This window comes from Paracoccus sp. (in: a-proteobacteria), from assembly GCF_030538655.1.
GTDB lineage: Bacteria > Pseudomonadota > Alphaproteobacteria > Rhodobacterales > Rhodobacteraceae > Paracoccus.
Map to the genome: position 1 here is coordinate 1 of NZ_JAUNTO010000021.1, position 17,114 is coordinate 17,114.

Consider the following 17,114-nt stretch of genomic DNA (forward strand, 5'->3'; position numbering starts at 1 on the left):
GAGGCTGCGCCGGTTTCGCATCATTGCGGAAGGATGCGGCTTTATAGCGGCGATTGCGGCGAAATCAAGATAATTCGGCGGAACCTGTGCGGGGGCAAGTGCGTTGCCCGGCTTTGGAAGGAGTCATCCATATGAAACGGACGATCATTGCAGCCGCGTTTGCTGCCGTTATGCCGATGGCCGTGCTGGCACAGGATACGCCCGACAGCGGCACCTATGTGTTTGACAGCGATCACGCACAGGCGCTGTTTTCGTGGAATCACATGGTTTTTTCGACCAGCTATGGTATGGTGAATGGCATTGAGGGTCAGGTCGTTCTGGATGCCGAAAATCCGGCCAATTCGACCGTCGAGGCGCGGTTTCCGGCCGTGTCCATTCAGACAGTCTCGCCCGGTCTGGACGAGCATCTGAAATCCGAGGATTTCTTTAATGGTGACGGCGGTGAGGTGACGTTTGTGTCCACCGTGGTCGAGCCGGGCGAAGGGAATTCGGCCCGTGTGACCGGCGATCTGACGTTGAACGGGCAGACGCATCCGGTGGTGCTGGACATGGTTCTGAACCACAGCGGCGAAAACCCGATCGCGCAAAAGCCTGCCGTTGGCTTTACCGGCACGACGATCATCAAGCGGTCCGACTTTGGGCTGGGTGCTTTTGTGCCTGCGGTCAGCGACGAGGTTCAGATCACGCTGAACGTCGAGGCAATGAAGGAATAACTCTTGCCTGATCTGACGATCAAGCGCGCCTATGACCCGCCCGCGCCCGGCGATGGGGCGCGGGTTCTGGTGGATCGGCTTTGGCCGCGCGGCATGACGCACGAGGCACTGGCGCTGGATCTGTGGCTGAAGGAAATCGCCCCCAGTGAGGATCTGCGACGCGAATTTCACCATGACCCGGCGCGCTGGCCCGAGTTTCAGCAACGCTATGCCACTGAACTGGCGGGCAATCCCGCGGTGCAGACCCTGCGCGATCTGATGGCCAAGGGGCGGGTGACGCTGATCTATGCGGCCAAGGATCAGGCGCATAACAACGCCGCCGCGTTGCGGGATTGGCTTATGGGGCACTGACGCGCGGGATGCAGTGCAGCGCCCCAGGGCGCGTATTTCGCAAACAGGAAACCGGCGGTCACTCTGGAGGAGTGGCCGCCTTTTTCGTGGTTTTCTTGGCTGCCGTCTTTTTAGTGGCGGGCTTTTTGGTGGTTGCCTTCTTGGTCGTGGCCTTGGGCTTGGCCGCCGCTTTTTTCGGTGATTTCGCGGCCTTGGCGGCGATCAGGTCCAGCGCCTGTTCCAGCGTGATGTCTTCGGGGGTCACATCGCGGGGCAGGGTGGCGTTGATCTTTTCCCATTTCACATAAGGGCCATAGCGGCCATTCATCACCTGAATTGCACCGCCATCCGGGTGATCGCCCAGTTCTTTCAGCGGGGCAGCCGTGGTGCGGCCTCGGGTCTGTTTTGCGGCCAGCACCTCGACCGCGCGGTTCATACCGATGGTAAATACCTCATCGACATCGGGCAGGTTTGCATATTTCGACCCATGTTTGACATAGGGACCAAAGCGGCCAATCGCGGCTTCGATCATTACCCCGTCTTCAGGATGCGGGCCGATCTGGCGCGGCAGATTCAGCAGCATCAAGGCCCGGTCCAGATCGAGGCTGGCCGCGTCCCATCCTTTCGGGATCGAGGCGCGGGGCGGTTTCGGCACATCTGCGGTTGCCTCGCCGCGCTGGACATAGGGGCCGAAACGCCCGACGCGCAGGCTGATTTCGTCGCCGCCGTCATGGCCCAGCACGCGGTCGCCCACGGGTTCCTCGCCATCGGGCGCTGACAGCGGGCGGGTATAGCGGCATTCGGGATAATTGCCGCAGCCGATAAACGCGCCGCCCGAGCGCGCGGTTTTCAGGTTCAGCCGCCCGACGCCGCACAGCGGGCATTCGCGCGGATCGCCGCCATCGGCGCGGGGCGGATACAGATGCGGGGCCAGCGCCTCGTCAATCGCGGTTAACACCTCGGAGATGCGCAGTTCCGAGGTGCCTTCCAGCGCCTTGGTGAAATCGCGCCAGAACCGGGTCATCACCTCGCGCCACAGCCGGTCGCCGGCGCTGATCTCGTCCAGCTCGTTTTCCAGCTCGGCGGTGAAATCATAGCTGACATAGCGCGGGAAATATTCGGTCAGAAAGACCGTGACCAGCCGCCCCTTATCCTCGGGGATCAGGCGCTGGCCGTCCTTGCGCACATAGTCGCGGTCCTGAATCGTGGTGACGATGCTGGCATAGGTCGAGGGGCGGCCGATGCCCAGTTCTTCCATGCGTTTCACCAGCGTCGCCTCGGTATAGCGGGGCGGGGGCTGGGTGAAGTGCTGGCGCGCGGCGGTCGCGGCGCTGGCGGCGGCGATCAGGCCGGGGGCGGTTTTCATCTCGCCCGGCGCGGCGGGCAGATCGCCGCCCTTTTCAGTGGCGCGGGTCAGTTCGGCGGTGAAGCTGCCCTCGACCTGCCGCGCGGCCTCGCCCTTGGTGATCTGGGGCAGGCGGGCGCTGTCTTCGCCATCGTCATCGTCGCGGCCCTGATCATAGACGCGCAGAAAGCCGTCGAACAGCATCACCTGACCCGTCGCGCGCAGCCCGACCTGAGCATCAGGGCTGGCGATTTCAACCGTGGTGCGCTCCATCCGGGCGGCTTCCATCTGGCTGGCCAGGGTGCGTTTCCAGATCAGATCATACAGTTTGCGCTGGTCATCCGCCGTCACGCGCAGCTTGTCGGGCGACAGCATCATGTCGGTGGGGCGGATACATTCGTGGGCTTCCTGCGCGTTTTTCGCCTTGTTTTTATACATGCGCGGGCTTTTCGGCAGGTATTGATCGCCAAATTTCGCCCGGATCGCGTCGCGGGCGGCCATCACCGCCTCGGGCGCCATGTCGATGCCGTCGGTCCGCATATAGGTGATGTAACCCGCCTCATAGAGCCGCTGCGCCGTGGACATACACGCCTTGGCGCCCATGCCCAGCTTGCGGCTGGCCTCTTGTTGCAGGGTAGAGGTCATAAAGGGCGGCCACGGATTCCGGCTGGCGGGCTTGGCGGTGACATCGGTGACGGTCAGATCGCGGCTGGCGACGGCGCTGACGGCCAGGGCGGCGGCCTGCGCGTCGGGCAGATCGAAACGGTCCAGCTTTTTTCCGGCCAGCGAGGTCAGCGTCGCGTCATATTCATCGCCGCCGGGCGTGGCCAGACGGGCGTGAACCGACCAGTATTCGCGGGCGCGGAACGCCTCGATCTCCATCTCGCGGTCAACGATCAGGCGCAGGCAGACCGATTGCACCCGGCCCGCTGATTTCGCGCCCGGCAGCTTGCGCCACAGCACCGGCGAGAGGTTAAAGCCGACCAGATAATCCAGCGCGCGGCGGGCCAGATAGGCGTCAACCAGCGGCTGGTCGATCTGGCGCGGGTTGGCCATCGCCTCGGTCACGGCGGATTTGGTGATGGCGTTGAAGGTCACACGCTCGACCGTTTTGCCCTTTTTCAGCGACGGCGCCAGTGTCTGTTGCAGGTGCCAGCTGATCGCCTCGCCCTCGCGGTCGGGGTCGGTGGCAAGGATCAGGCGGTCATCATGGGCCAGCGCATCCTTGATCGCCTTGACGTGCTTTTGGGAATCCGCCGCGACTTCCCATTTCATATCAAAGTCATGGTCGGGATCGACGCTGCCGTCCTTGGGTGGCAGATCGCGGACATGGCCAAAGCTGGCCAGCACCTTGTAATCGCCGCCAAGGTATTTTTCGATGGTTTTGGCCTTGGCCGGGGATTCGACGACGACGACGGGCATGGGCTTCTCGCTAAGGCGCTGCAATCGGGGCGTGAACATGGGGGGCGGGCGGGCGGCTGTCAACTGTCATGCCAAGGGCGGGCGGGTAAGGCGGGGCTGGAACCAGTCGCGAAACCGGTGATACTGGCCCGGCAAAACAAGGAGTCCGCCATGTCTGACACCCACCGCCCGACCGGAGAGCCTCTGCCGGGTTTTACCCCGCCGCCACCGCCCGGACCGGCCCGGATTGAAGGGCGTTTTGTCACGTTGGAGCGGCTGGACCCGGCACGTCATATTGATGCGATCTGGCGGGCGGGGCAGGGGGCGGACTGGATCTGGGATTATCTGGGCTATGGTCCGTTTGCTGCGGCGGCGGATTACCGGGCGTGGGCTGATGGTGTGGCATCGGGTTCAGACCCTTGTTTTTATACGATTATCAGTGGTGGTTGCGCGCTTGGGGTGGCGTCTTTTCTGCGCATTGGTGTGGCCAATGGCGTGGCTGAGATCGGGCATATCCTGCTGACGCCGCCGCTTCAGCGGACCCCGGCGGCGAGTGAGGCGCTGATGTTGATGGTCCGCTGGGCGTTCGAGAACGGTTATCGGCGGTTTGAATGGAAATGCGATGCGCTGAACGCGCCCTCGCGGCGGGCGGCGATCCGGCTGGGTTTTACCTTCGAGGGTATTTTCCGCAAGCATATGATCTATAAGGGGCGCAACCGCGATACGGCGTGGTTTTCGATCACCGACGATGAATGGCCTGCACTGCGCGGGGCCTATGATGCGTGGCTGAACCCGGCGAATTTCGATGCCGAGGGGCAGCAGCGGGAAAGCTTGTCGGCGCTGACGGCGCGGGCCTTGCCGGGGCGGGGCTGAAGCGCACGCAACGGGGCGGGCGTTGCGGGCGCAACGCTCACATTCGTGCGATCCTGGAACGCCAGCATTTGCTGTGTTTTGGGCTGCACAGGGCGTACACAACCCATGCACAACCTGTGCACAGGCTGTACACAGGCGGCGCGCGGTAACACGGGCGGTTTCGCAACGGAAACGCTGCGGTCGTCATGGGTGTTTTGGGTAATGGCCTGCCTTGGCTGAACGTCCAGACGGCTTCATTCTGCGCGACCTTGGCTGGCGTTGGCAGAGGTCCGGGCCTTGCGGAGCCGCAGCAGTCGGCAGAGAGCGAGTGCAGTTTCATGGATAGCGCCAGCCAGCGCAGCGGTCCGGTCGGCGGTGATGCCGAGGGCGAAGAGGTGCAAAAGATCGTGGAATTTACGCTCGGAGATCTGCCTCTGAAAGAGAGGGTAGTTTTCTAATATATAACAGCGAGTTAGCGCACCTTCAGAACCGTCTGGATGGGGGAGTCCCTTGGACAAACAGAAAGCGGCGGCATCGGTTCGTGGCGCGCGCATAAAAAATCGGCCCCGGAGGAGCGGTCCGGGGCCGGGCAGGCGACGGGGTTCGGATACCGTGTCTGCCAGAGTTATTCATGCCTGGCCGGTCGCGCGAAGGGGCGGGCGTCAGACCCTGCCCAGAGCGGTCAGAGGGGGCGGGTGTCAGACCTCGCCCACGGCGGCCAGACGGTCCTGCACCAGACCGCTGATCCGGGCCAGATCGCCTGCGACGGCGCGGCCCGCCTCGTGATCGCGGGCCAGTGCGGTGGCGGCCTGTTCCAGCGGGGCGTCATGGGCCGAGCGCGCCACACCTGCCAGAAAGCGGGCGATATAGTCGATTGCGGCGGTGTCGGTCGCGCCCGACAGAACCTCGGCCACATGGGCCAGATCGTCGCGCAGCGCAGCGGAATCAGGAGAGATCACATCATCGGGCAAAAGGCGCGGTCCCGCTGGTTGCGATTCGGCGGGCAGGACCGACAGGATCGCCTGTTGAAACACGGCAAGGCTTTCGACCGGCTTGGCCAGAAAGCCGTCCGCACCGGCCGCCATCGCCGCGGCTTCGTTATCGGGATCACCCGACAGGCCAAGAATGACCGGCACGCGCGGTTCGGCCCCGGCAATACGGGCGATCAGTTCGGCACCGTTGCCATCGGGCAGGCCCATATCCGCGATGACCACCGCCGGACGATAGGTCAGCAGGTGGCGCGTGGCCGATTTCAGGCTGTCGGCGCGGCGAATGCGCGCGCCCGAGCGCAGGCACAACAGGCGCACCGCCTCGCTGGCAAAGCGCGAATCTTCGACCACCAGCACGGTCAGGCCCGTCAGCGGGCGCCCCGGCAAGCTCATCCTCCAGGCGGGCAAGCTGCCCATGCCGGTTCCGACTTCTGTCTGCATCGCCATTCCCCTGCGAATCGTCATCTGATCCCTTGGTAGCGCGGCAAACACTAAGATCGGGTTAACGGCGGCGGGTTTCTCTTTCCCTTGGCGGCCATGATCCGTAAACACGGGGAAACGGAGGATACCATGATCGGACGCCTGAACCATGTCGCCATTGCTGTGCCTGATTTGCAGGCTGCCGCGGCGCAATACGAAAACACGCTGGGGGCCACCGTGCGCCCGCCGCAGGACGAACCCGATCACGGCGTGACAGTGGTGTTCATCGAACTGCCGAACACCAAGATCGAACTGCTGTATCCGCTGGGTGAAAACAGCCCGATTCAAGGGTTTCTGGACAAGAACCCCTCGGGCGGGATTCACCATATGTGCTTTGAGGTCGAAGACATCATCGCCGCCCGCGACAAGCTGAAAGCCGAAGGCGCGCGCGTTCTGGGCACCGGCGACCCCAAGATCGGCGCCCATGGCAAGCCGGTGTTGTTCCTGCATCCCAAGGATTTCAACGGCACCCTGATCGAGCTGGAGCAAGTCTGATGAATCTGACGGGCGGCATCGTTCTGTATACCGTGCTGTGGTTTCTGGCGCTGTTCGTGGTTTTGCCCATCGGCCAGCGCAGTCAGGCCGATGCGGGGCAGGTGGTGCCCGGCACCCCGGCCAGCGCGCCGCATAACCCCCGGCTGGGCCGCAAGGCGCTGATCGCGACCGGGGTGGCAGCGGTTGTCTGGGCGGTGATCGCCTGGGTGATTTTCAGCGATCTCGTGACCCGCGCCGACATTATCGCGTTTGAGGCGTGGTTGCGCGAATAAGGTGAAACAGGTGCGTAAAGGCCGCAGCGGCCAGCACCGGCACCACGATATTCAGCACCGGCACCGTCAGCAGGAACGCAATCAGCACGCCCGCCCATGTGATGCGGGCGTTGTTGACCTGACGCAACGCCGTCGCCTGCGGCTCGTGCAGGTGGCGGCGGGCGGCCATCTGAAAGAACTCGCGCCCCAAAAGCCAGCCGTTGGCCCCATAGAACAGCACCGGCGAAAACGGCCCAAGGATCGGCATGGTTATCAGCGACAGCAGCGCCACGCCAATCACCGCGCCCATCACCGCCAGCGATTCCAGCAGCCCGTCCATAAAGTCCAGCGACTGGCCCCTGGCTGTGGGATAGTGCGTGTCCTCGACCGCATCGGCGACCTTTTCGGCAAACAGGCCCGAAAAGGCGGCGGCGACCGGGGCCATCAGAAAGAACCCGATCAGCGGAAACAGCGCCAGCGAGGCCCATGACAGCACGGTGCCAAAATCAATCGGCCCCCAGAAGGGCAGGCTGAACCCGCCCGGCACAAAGTTGCGGATCAGAAAAAACACCGCCGCCTGCAACGCGATGAACAGGCCGATGGTCAGCGCGATCCCCGTCAGCACAAGGCCGAAGATGCGCGGGCGCAGCAGGTCGGTGATCGCGCGGCTGAGGGCGATGAAGACCATTACAGCCACCCGGTCTTGGCGTTGATGTCGGGGCGGGGGCGATCGGGCGGGGCCTCGCCCCGGCTGCCGATATGGATCAGGCCGGCGACACGCTCGCCCGGTTTGACGCCAAGGTGCGCGGCGGCGAAATCCTGATCGAGCGCGGCAAAGCCCGTCATCCATGCGGCACCCCAGCCCGAGGCCAGCGCGGCATTGACCAGCCCCAGACAGACCGCCCCCGCCGACAACACCTGTTCCCATTCCGGCACCTTGCTGCTGTCCACCGGGGACGAGATCACGGCGACGACCACCGGGGAATCAAAGGCCGAGGCCGCTTTGTCCGCCGCGGCCTGATCCTGCGTGGCCTGAAGGACGGCGGCGTGCAGGTCGGGCTTGATCCGGTCCAGCGCCGCGCGGCTGATGACGACAAAGCGCCACGGTTCCAGCTTGCCATGATCGGGTGCGCGGGCGGCCAGCGTCAGCAGGCGCAGGATCTGGTCGCGGTCGGGGCCGGGTTCGCGCAGCATCTTGGGCGGGTGCGACCGGCGGGTGGCCAGAAACGTCTGCGCGGCGTCGTTGCGGTGATCCATGGCTGTCTCCTTTTGTCGCCGGGATGTAATGGTGGCGGGCGCGGTTGAACAGGGCTTGCGGGGGGTTCCGCGCGGGCCGATGATCGCGGCATGGACGATCTGACTCATCTGGCCCGGCCGGGCACTGAAATCGCCGTTCGGGTGACGCCGCGTGCCGGGCGGAATGCCGTCGTTGCGGGGGATGGTGTGCTGCGCGTCTATGTCACCACCGTGCCCGAGGATGGCAAGGCCAATATCGCTGTGCAAAAGCTGTTGGCCAAAGCCATCGGCGTTGCGCGGACGCGGCTGGTTCTGGTGCGCGGGGCGACGGGGCGCGACAAGCTGTTCCGGGTCGACGAATAGCGCCCCAGATTGCGTATCCGGGCAAACAGGACGCCTTGTCACGGGCGCATGACGTAATTCCCTTCGGGCAGGTTCAGGGCGGCGCGCAGTTCCTGCAACTGTTTCATGCTGAAGACGACGGTGGCCAGCGTGTCGCCCTCGGGTGAGAGCTGTTCGACCAGCACCCGGTCGTCAAAGGCGGTGATAACGATGTCCTCGTTCAGCGGACGGGCGCCGGGTCTGGCTTCGTCGATCAGGGTGATAACGGTCGAGTCAAAGTCATGCTCGATGGTAAACATGGCATTTCTCTTTCAAATTTTCGGCACATCAAACGCTTGAAGGGGCCGGTCGCGGGTTGTGGCACTGGCGCGGCGCAGGTCATGCGGTTAGATTGACCGCAAAGCCGGTTGATCGGCAAGGGGCAGTGCAGGGGCAAAACATATGCATAATCGCAGCAGAATTGCAGCCATTCTTACCACGGCCTGTGTCGGGCTGGCGGGCTGCGTCGTGCAGGTGCCGGTGGACGGGGCAGGGATGCCGGTTCCGCCGCAGCCTTCGACGCCTGCGCCTGCAACCACTGCGCCAAACCCCTATCCCACGCAAACGACGGCCACTCCGGTTTCCAACAATCCGCAGGCGGCCGCGCGGGCCTTTGTTTCAGTCATGCAAAGGATGGAGCCGGTGATCGAACGGGAATGCCTGACCCGTCGCACCCGTCCCATCAACTGTGATTTCCAGTTCGTCGTCGATGACCGCCGCGGGCAGGAGCCGAATGCCTTTCAGACCATCGACGGGCAGGGGCGGCCTGTGATCGGCTTTACACTGTCGCTGATCGCGGCGGCGCAGAATACCGACGAACTGGCCTTTGTCGTCGGGCACGAGGCCAGCCACCACATTCTGAACCACCTGTCACAAAAATCCAGCGCCGCGACGGCGGGCGCGGTGATTCTGGGCGGGCTGGCGACGGTGTATTCCGGGAACCCTGCTGCCGTGAATACGGCCAGCCGTATCGGGGCGACGGTCGGATCGCGCTATTACTCGAAAGAGTGGGAGCTTGAGGCCGATTATATGGGTGCAATCATCACGCTGAACGCCGGGTATGACCCGCAGCGGGGGGCGGCCTTCTTTGCCCGGATGCCTGATCCGGGCGATCAGATCCTGGGGTCGCACCCGGCCAATTCGCAGCGTGTCGCGCAGGTGCGCCGCGCTGTGGCCGATGTGCAGTCGGGGCGCGTGCGCTGATTTGATCCAGATCATTTTGGCACTGGTCTGAGCACCCTTGCCTTGGTGGGGCGGTATTGATTCGCTCAATTTGACTGCAAATTTCGAACCCGTCGGTTCAGTTTTTTGGAGGCAAAGCGTTCAGTTCAACCGTGGGGCGTGAAAATGGCCGGGGAAGGCTGGAAGGTCTTTGTGCTAAATTTGCAACTGTCTTTTTGGCGAAAGGTTACGAAGGCTGACGTAAAAAATTTATGGCACGCGGCCCCAAATTGCCTGAATAGACAGGTTTCGCCCTTTGCATTCGGGTCGGCGGGTTTTCGCACATCTTTCATTTCATGCAGTTTTTTTGTGGGCCGCAAGATTCGCGATGTGCAGTTTGCTTTTGACCAGTGGTTCCCTGTGACCTTGCGTCATAACGCGGGAAGATGGCTGGTCTCACCGATTCGGTGGAGAAGGTTTCCCCTGCGTAACTACACGGGATTGCGAGGAAATTAAACCAAAATTCCAAATGCTCCCTTTCACTGGGATTTGGATGAACATATGATCCAACTTGCGAACAGGGATTGCCGGCACATCCTACATGCCGGTTTGGAGTGGAAGGACCATCAGAAGATGATCGGTGTAGTGGTGTGGAGCAGTGCGGACCGTGAAAAGGCGGTCATCTGGTGCGAGGATCAGGGAGCACTGGCCTATCTGCAAGGGCGTGAAAATCTGGCGATGCCGGGAATGGGCTGGCCCGAAGCTGGTGATCTGATGGAACTGGAAACCGAATTTCTGGCCTCGCTGCGCCACGCCCGCCGCGTCGCCTTGCTGAGCGAGGCGCAATGCCCCGACCTGCCCGACACGCTGCGCCGCACCACCGAAGCCGAGCCGCACCTGCGTCTGGTTTCCTCGCGCGAGGATGGGCGGATCAGTAAACCGACCCAGACGACGCACGCACCACTGCGCCGTGTGACGGTGACATCTGTCGCAAGCTGAATGTGCCTTCACGGCAGGAAAAAGGGCGGCGCGGGGAAACCGGGCCGCCCTTTTCCGTTTCCTGCCGTCTTACTGACCGCGTGCCAATGCGGCCACGCCAGTCCGGGCCATATCGCTTAACCCCAAGGGGCGCATCAAATCGGCAAAGGCGTCCAGTTTCTGCGGCGCGCCGGTGATTTCGAACACGAAACTTTCCAGCGTCGAATCCACGACCTTGGCGCGGAAAATCTCGCCGATGCGCAGGGCTTCGACGCGCTTGTCGCCTGCGCCAGAGACCTTGAACAGCCCCAGTTCCCGCTCGACCGAGGGGCCTTCGACCGTCAGATCATGAACCTCGTGAACGGGGACGATGCGGCCCAGTTGCGCCTTGATCTGTTCGATCACGGCAGGCGTGCCGCGCGTCACCACGGTGATGCGCGACCGATGGCCGGTGTGATCCACCTCGGCCACGGTCAGGCTGTCGATGTTATAGCCGCGCCCGGAAAACAGCCCGATGACGCGCGCCAGCACGCCCGGTTCGTTTTCCACCAGCACCGCAAGGGTATGGCTTTCGACAACCTCGGCGTTCGGGTCGCGCAGATCATAGGCGGAATGGCTGGATGCGCCGCGTTCGATTTTCAGTGCCGACATCATACCACTCCTTACACCAGAACCGCGCCGTCGGACTGGATCGCCCCTTCGGTGGACGCCTCGCCCAGCAGCATTTCGTTATGCGGCTTGCCCGAGGGGATCATCGGGAAGCAGTTTTCGTGCTTTTCAACCAGCACATCCAGAATGAACGGGCCGTCGTAATCCAGCATCTGCTGGATCGCCGCATCCAGACCGGCGGGGTCGCGCACCTGCGCGCCCTTGCAGCCAAACGCCTCGGCCAGCTTGACGAAATCGGGCAGGCTTTCCGACCAGGACTGGCTGTAACGTTCGCCATGCAGCAGCTGTTGCCACTGGCGCACCATGCCCAGCCGTTCGTTGTTCAGGATGAACTGCTTGACCGGGGCGCGGAACTGAACCGCAGTGCCCATTTCCTGCATGTTCATCAACCAGCTTGCATCGCCGGCGATGTTGATGACCAGCGCGTCGGGATGGGCCACCTGCACGCCGATGCTGGCCGGCAGGCCGTAGCCCATCGTGCCCAGTCCGCCCGAGGTCATCCAGCGGTTCGGCTGATCGAAATGCAGGAATTGCGCCGCCCACATCTGATGCTGCCCGACTTCGGTGGTGATATAGCGGTCGCGGCCCTTGGTCAGCGCCTCAAGACGTTCGAGCGCGAACTGCGGTTTGATGACGCTGGTGCTGTTGGTGTAGGTCAGGCATTTCTTGGCCTTCCAGCCTTCGATCCGTTCCCACCACTGGCCAAGCGCGGCGGAATTCACCTTGCGCCCGCGCGATTTCCAGATCTTCAGCAGATCTTCCAGCACATGGCCGACATCGCCAAGGATCGGCAGATCGACGCGGATCACCTTGTTGATCGACGAAGGATCGATGTCGATATGCGCCTTGACCGAATGCGGGCTGAAGTCAGCCGTGCGCCCGGTGATCCGGTCGTCAAAGCGGGCGCCGATGTTAATCATCAGATCGCAGCCGTGCATGGCCAGATTGGCCTCATACAGCCCGTGCATCCCCAACATGCCCAGCCAGTTGCGCCCCGATGCCGGATAGGCGCCCAGCCCCATCAGCGTCGAGGTGATCGGAAAGCCGGTCGCATCGACCAGTTCCCGCAAAAGCTGGCTGGCAGCGGGGCCAGAGTTGATAACCCCACCGCCGGTATAAAACACCGGACGTTCCGCGCGTTCGATCAGCTCGGCCAGCCGGGTGATGGCATCCAGATTGCCTTTGCGCGGCGGGGCATAGTTGCTGTTGTCGGTCTGACGTGGGCCGGTATATGTGCCCTCGGCGAATTGCACGTCCTTGGGGATGTCGATCAGCACCGGGCCGGGCCGCCCCGAGGTGGCGACGTGGAACGCCTTGTGGATCGTTTCGGCCAGCTTGTCGGTATCCTTCACCAGCCAGTTATGTTTCGTGCAAGGCCGGGTGATGCCGACGGTATCCGCCTCTTGAAAGCCGTCGGTGCCGATCATGAAGGTCGGCACCTGCCCCGACAGCACCACCAGCGGGATCGAATCCAGCAGCGCATCGGTCAGCCCGGTGACGGCATTGGTCGCGCCGGGACCGGATGTCACCAGAACGACGCCCGGTTTCCCGGTCGAGCGGGCATAGCCTTCGGCCATGTGGACCGCGCCCTGTTCGTGGCGCACCAGCACATGGGTAATGTCGTTCTGCTGAAAGATCTCGTCATAGATCGGCAATACGGCCCCGCCGGGATAGCCGAATACGGTATCGACGCCCTGATCGCGCAGCGCCTCGACCACCATTCTCGCACCCGTCATTGTTCGGGACATCGCCATATCTCCAGTTTTGAACAAACAAACGCGCAGCCCCTTTGCTGCGCCGCCGCAAATTATGGCCGGGCACACGGATCGTCAATGCCTGCCGCTGGATAAAATGACGCCATGTGGCGGTTTTTTGTAATTATATTGCGAGCAGGGGTGGCTGCACGAAACTATTTGTCCGGCTGTGGCAGTTGTATCCGCGCGACCTGTTCGACGATAGGATCGACCGACAGCGGATGCGCTTCGCTGCTGTGACTGTCGGGGTTGCCGATGGGTTGCCAGACGCCCCCCTTGTAAATTTCCAGCGCCGGGAATTTCGCCTTGTAATCCATCTTGCGGCTGCCCGGCACCCAGTAACCCAGATAGACAAAGGGCAGGTTGGCCGCCCGCGCGATCTCGATATGGTCAAGGATGATGTGGGTGCCCAGACTGGCTTCGGTCAGGGCCGGGTCGTAAAAGCTGTAAACGAGGCTTAGCCCGTCATCCAGCACATCGGTCAGGCAGACGGCAGCCAGATGTTCCGACCCGGCGATAATCTGTCCGTCATCGGCCAGATCAGCGCAGCGGTATTCGATCACGCGGGTCTTGACCGGCGTTTCCTCGATCATGGCGGCGAATTCAAAGATGTCCATGTCGGCCATACCGCCATCGGCGTGGCGGTGGTCCAGATAGCTGCGGAACAGGTCATACTGTTCCTCGGTCGCCCATGCGCTGGTTGCCAGCCGCCGGATCGCGGCATTTCGGCGCATCATGCGCCGCTGCGTCCGCGAGGGCCGGAAATCCGCCACCCGGATGCGCGCCGACATGCAGGCCACACAGCTTTCGCAGCTGGGACGATACAGCACGTTCTGCGACCGCCGGAACCCTTGCCGCGACAGCGTATTGTTCAGCGCATTGGCATTTTCGCCGTGCAGGGCAGTGAACAGCTTTCGCTCAGCCCGCCCATGAAGATAGGGGCAGGGCTGTGGAGCCGTGACATAAAACTGCGGCACTTGAGGCAGGGTGTGGCGCATCAGCGATCTTGCGTTCGAATCTGATAAAGCCTGACGTTACCCAATAATGCGCCGTTTAACAGCCCAAATCTGACAGGACGCCTAACAACGCGTTGACGAATGACCAGAAGGTTACCGCGTTGACGCGGCCCGGCGCCACGTTATCGTGCGCGATCATGAGCTTTGTCGATCTGATCAGCCGCCAGCCCGTTCCGCTTGACCCGACCCGTGCCGATGCGGCGCGGCAGACCGCTGCGGGCGCGCCGCCTGCGCTGGTTGACCTGATGGCGGGGGCGGCGGGGTCCAGCCCCTATCTGGCCGGGCTGATCGGCCGCGAAGGCGCGTGGTTTCTGGAACATCGCGATCACGCCGATGTGGTTGCCCGCGAAACGGCAGGTTTTCAGGATCTGGACGCCGACGACCTTGGCCCGGCGCTGCGGCGCGCGAAACGCCGTGTCGCGCTGTATGCCGCGCTGGCCGATCTGGGCGGAGTCTGGGAACTGGAACAGGTCACGGGTGCGCTGTCTGATCTGGCTGACCGCGCCGCCGATCTGGCGCTGCGCGTTCACATCGCGGCCGAGACCCGGCGTGGCAAGCTGCCCCCCGCGCGGCCCGGCACCGATGCGGGCGGGCTGTTCGCGCTGTCGATGGGCAAGGGCGGCGCGCGTGAACTGAACTATTCATCCGACATCGACCTGATCGTGCTGTTCGACGATACCGCCTATGATCCCGATGACGTGCCCGAGGCCCGCGCCGCCCTGATCCGCGCCACGCGCAAGGCCGCCGCGCTGCTGTCGGATGTCACCGAACACGGCTATGTCTTTCGCACCGACCTTCGGTTGCGCCCCGATGCGGCGGTGACGCCGATCTGCATGTCGGCATCCGCCGCGCTGACCTATTACGAGGCCGAGGGCCGCACATGGGAACGCGCCGCCTATATCAAGGCACGCCCGGCGGCGGGTGATCTGGCGGCGGGGGAACGGTTCCTGCGCGATCTGCGCCCCTTCGTGTGGCGCAAGCATCTGGACTTTGCCGCCATTCAGGACGCCCATGACATGCGCCTGCGCATCCGCGATCACAAAGGCCTGGGTGGGCGGCTGACCGTGCCGGGCCACAATATGAAGCTGGGCCGTGGCGGCATCCGCGAGATCGAGTTCTTTACCCAGACCCGGCAGTTGATCGCGGGCGGGCGCGATCCTGATCTGCGCCGCCGCGATACCGTGGGCGGGCTGGCGGCCTTGGCGACCAAGGGCTGGATACCGCAGGCGGTCGCCGACGAACTGACCGCGCATTACCGCGAACACCGCGACATTGAACATCGCATTCAGATGGTCAACGACGCACAGACCCATTCGCTGCCCAAGGATGATGCCGGGCTGGCCATCATTGCCGCGCTGATGGGGGAAACCGATGTGGCGGCATGGTCTGACCGGCTGCTGGCCCGGTTGGAACGGGTGCACGACCTGACCGAGAATTTCTTCGCCCCCGGCGAGGCGAACGATCTGCCGCCCGTTTCGGACGAGGCGCAGGCGATCATTGACCGCTGGCAAGGCTACCCTGCGCTGCGCACCGAGCGGGCGCAGCAGATCTTTCGCCGGGTGCAGCCCGAACTGCTGTCGCGCATGTCCCGCGCCGCCCACCCGGACGAGGCATTGGCGCGCTTTGACAGCTTTCTGGCCGGTCTGCCCGCCGGGGTGCAATTGTTTTCCCTGTTCGAGGCCAACCCCTCGCTGATTGCGTTGATCGTGGACATCTGTGGCACCGCGCCGGGGCTGGCAGCCTATCTGGCGCGGCATCAGGGCGTGCTGGACGCAGTGCTGGGCGGATCGTTCTTCGCGCCATGGCCGGGGGCCGAGGGGCTGCGAACCGAACTGACCGCCGTGCTGGACAGCGCGCTGAATGCGCCGGGCGGTGGCTATGAAGCGGCGCTGGATACCGCGCGCCGTTGGGCGCATGAGTGGCACTTCCGCATCGGCGTGCATCACCTGCGCGGGCTGATCGACGCGGATGAAGCGGGCGGTCAATATGCCGATCTGGCCGATGCGGCCATCGCGGCGCTGTTTCCGGTGACGGCCGCCGATTTCGCGCTCCGCCATGGTCCGCCGCCCGGACGTGGTGCGGTGGTGCTGGGCATGGGGTCGTTGGGGGCGCGGCAGTTGAATGCCGGGTCCGATCTGGATCTGATCGTGATCTATGACGCGGATGGGGCCGATCAGTCGGATGGCCCGCGCCCGCTGGCCGCACGACCCTATTACGCGCGGCTGACGCAGGCGATGATTACCGCCGTGTCCGCCCCGACCGCCGAAGGCCGTCTTTACGAAGTGGATATGCGCCTGCGCCCGTCCGGGCGGCAAGGGCCGGTGGCAACCTCGGTTCAGGGGTTCGAGAATTATCAGATGACCGAAGCCTGGACATGGGAACATCTGGCCCTGACACGCGCCCGTGTCGTGGGCCGGACCGGGCCGGATGCCGATGCGCTGGCCGATCAGGTGGAATCGCTGCGGCTGTCGGTGCTGCGGGCCAAGGGCGGTGCCGCGCAGGTGATGCCCGATCTGGCCGACATGCGCCGCCGCATCTTTGCCGCCAAGCCGGTGAACGGCGCGTGGGAAGCCAAGGTCGGGCCGGGCCGTCTGCAAGACATCGACCTGCTGGCGCAATCCTTTGCATTGCGCGCGGGCGATCCGGCCCGTGGCACAGCCGCACAACTGCGCACCGGACGCCGCGCCGGGCTGGCCGACAAAGCCGCGACCGAGGTGCTGACCCGCGCCCACCGTTTCCTGTGGCGCCTGCACGCTTCGGCCCGGCTGCTGACGGAAAAGCCGCTGGACATGGCCGATATTGGCGGCGGCGGACAGGAATTCCTGCTGCGGGAAACCGGCGCTGAAACGCTGGATGCCCTGGCCGATATGCTGGCCGAACACACCAGTGCCGCCAATACCCTGATCGCGGCTGAATTGCCGCACGAAGATGATGGGCAGGACGAAGTAAACGCCCGATCCTGACCAACTGCCCGGATCGTGCCGCCGCCGGGCAAAGGGCCTGACAGAGCCTCTGTCTGTAAATCCTCACCCTCTGGACCTGGCGGCTCGGGCAGGAGCCTCC

General features: G+C 63.7%; 17 protein-coding genes. 9 read left to right on the forward strand and 8 right to left on the reverse strand.

Annotated elements, in window-relative coordinates; translation table 11 throughout:
- The first annotated feature begins 131 nt into the window (after window positions 1-131).
- On the forward strand, window positions 132-713 hold the full coding sequence (locus Q4G22_RS12785; RefSeq protein WP_303386282.1) for a YceI family protein: 582 nt from the start codon (window positions 132-134) through the stop codon (window positions 711-713).
- Between the two features lie 3 nt (window positions 714-716).
- Window positions 717-1,064 carry a DUF488 domain-containing protein gene (locus tag Q4G22_RS12790; RefSeq protein ID WP_303386283.1) on the forward strand — a complete coding sequence of 116 codons (348 nt, stop codon included), beginning with the start codon at window positions 717-719 and terminating at the stop codon, window positions 1,062-1,064.
- A gap of 58 nt (window positions 1,065-1,122) precedes the next feature.
- Here Q4G22_RS12790 and topA read toward each other — a convergent pair whose 3' ends face one another.
- Complete coding sequence (topA, locus tag Q4G22_RS12795; protein ID WP_303386284.1) at window positions 1,123-3,810, reverse strand: type I DNA topoisomerase; 2,688 nt, start codon at window positions 3,808-3,810, stop codon at window positions 1,123-1,125.
- A gap of 150 nt (window positions 3,811-3,960) precedes the next feature.
- Here topA and Q4G22_RS12800 point away from each other — a divergent pair, with 150 nt between their 5' ends.
- Window positions 3,961-4,662, forward strand: coding sequence for a GNAT family N-acetyltransferase (locus Q4G22_RS12800; RefSeq protein ID WP_303386285.1), 702 nt, complete (start codon window positions 3,961-3,963; stop codon window positions 4,660-4,662).
- Window positions 4,663-5,339: 677 nt separating this feature from the next.
- On the opposite strand, the gene Q4G22_RS12805 is transcribed toward Q4G22_RS12800, so the two are convergent.
- Window positions 5,340-6,047, reverse strand: coding sequence for a response regulator (locus tag Q4G22_RS12805; RefSeq protein WP_303386319.1), 708 nt, complete (start codon window positions 6,045-6,047; stop codon window positions 5,340-5,342).
- Window positions 6,048-6,200: 153 nt separating this feature from the next.
- Between Q4G22_RS12805 and mce the strand changes: the two genes are divergently transcribed.
- Together mce and Q4G22_RS12815 are read left to right on the forward strand one after the other, a co-directional pair.
- The gene (gene mce, locus Q4G22_RS12810; protein WP_303386286.1) at window positions 6,201-6,605 is read left to right on the forward strand and encodes a methylmalonyl-CoA epimerase; all 405 of its coding nucleotides are present in this window, start codon (window positions 6,201-6,203) and stop codon (window positions 6,603-6,605) included.
- Window positions 6,605-6,877, forward strand: coding sequence for a DUF1467 family protein (locus Q4G22_RS12815; RefSeq protein ID WP_303386287.1), 273 nt, complete (start codon window positions 6,605-6,607; stop codon window positions 6,875-6,877). Before mce ends, Q4G22_RS12815 begins: the two co-directional genes overlap by 1 nt.
- Here the strand turns inward: Q4G22_RS12815 and Q4G22_RS12820 are convergent.
- Window positions 6,846-7,544 (reverse strand): EI24 domain-containing protein, encoded by a 699-nt coding sequence (locus Q4G22_RS12820; protein WP_303386288.1) that lies wholly within the window; start codon window positions 7,542-7,544, stop codon window positions 6,846-6,848. The genes Q4G22_RS12815 and Q4G22_RS12820 overlap by 32 nt on opposite strands.
- Window positions 7,544-8,113 carry a nitroreductase gene (locus tag Q4G22_RS12825; RefSeq protein ID WP_303386289.1) on the reverse strand — a complete coding sequence of 190 codons (570 nt, stop codon included), beginning with the start codon at window positions 8,111-8,113 and terminating at the stop codon, window positions 7,544-7,546. The genes Q4G22_RS12820 and Q4G22_RS12825 overlap by 1 nt, the downstream gene beginning before the upstream one ends.
- Window positions 8,114-8,203: 90 nt before the next feature.
- On the opposite strand from Q4G22_RS12825, the gene Q4G22_RS12830 reads away from it, so the two are divergent.
- On the forward strand, window positions 8,204-8,455 hold the full coding sequence (locus tag Q4G22_RS12830; RefSeq protein WP_303386290.1) for a DUF167 domain-containing protein: 252 nt from the start codon (window positions 8,204-8,206) through the stop codon (window positions 8,453-8,455).
- 38 nt (window positions 8,456-8,493) lie between these two features.
- Here the strand turns inward: Q4G22_RS12830 and Q4G22_RS12835 are convergent, their stop codons facing one another.
- Window positions 8,494-8,733, reverse strand: a complete 240-nt coding sequence (locus Q4G22_RS12835; RefSeq protein WP_303386291.1) for a hypothetical protein — start codon at window positions 8,731-8,733, stop codon at window positions 8,494-8,496.
- Between the two features lie 142 nt (window positions 8,734-8,875).
- On the opposite strand from Q4G22_RS12835, the gene Q4G22_RS12840 reads away from it, so the two are divergent.
- Window positions 8,876-9,676 (forward strand): M48 family metallopeptidase, encoded by an 801-nt coding sequence (locus Q4G22_RS12840; RefSeq protein WP_303386292.1) that lies wholly within the window; start codon window positions 8,876-8,878, stop codon window positions 9,674-9,676.
- Window positions 9,677-10,267: 591 nt separating this feature from the next.
- Window positions 10,268-10,633, forward strand: coding sequence for a hypothetical protein (locus Q4G22_RS12845; protein WP_303386293.1), 366 nt, complete (start codon window positions 10,268-10,270; stop codon window positions 10,631-10,633).
- 69 nt (window positions 10,634-10,702) lie between these two features.
- Here Q4G22_RS12845 and ilvN read toward each other — a convergent pair whose 3' ends face one another.
- The 3 genes from ilvN to Q4G22_RS12860 form a co-directional block, all read right to left on the reverse strand.
- Window positions 10,703-11,263 carry an acetolactate synthase small subunit gene (gene ilvN, locus Q4G22_RS12850; protein WP_303386294.1) on the reverse strand — a complete coding sequence of 187 codons (561 nt, stop codon included), beginning with the start codon at window positions 11,261-11,263 and terminating at the stop codon, window positions 10,703-10,705.
- An 11-nt stretch (window positions 11,264-11,274) separates the two neighbouring features.
- Entirely contained in the window at window positions 11,275-13,029 is a 1,755-nt protein-coding gene (locus tag Q4G22_RS12855; protein ID WP_303386295.1) for an acetolactate synthase 3 large subunit, read from the reverse strand.
- Window positions 13,030-13,190: 161 nt separating this feature from the next.
- Window positions 13,191-14,033 carry an arginyltransferase gene (locus tag Q4G22_RS12860; RefSeq protein WP_303386296.1) on the reverse strand — a complete coding sequence of 281 codons (843 nt, stop codon included), beginning with the start codon at window positions 14,031-14,033 and terminating at the stop codon, window positions 13,191-13,193.
- A 155-nt stretch (window positions 14,034-14,188) separates the two neighbouring features.
- Here Q4G22_RS12860 and Q4G22_RS12865 point away from each other — a divergent pair, with 155 nt between their 5' ends.
- Window positions 14,189-17,014: a glutamine-synthetase adenylyltransferase gene (locus tag Q4G22_RS12865; RefSeq protein WP_303386297.1), complete on the forward strand. Its 2,826-nt coding sequence runs from the start codon at window positions 14,189-14,191 to the stop codon at window positions 17,012-17,014.
- The last annotated feature ends 100 nt before the right edge of the window (window positions 17,015-17,114 follow it).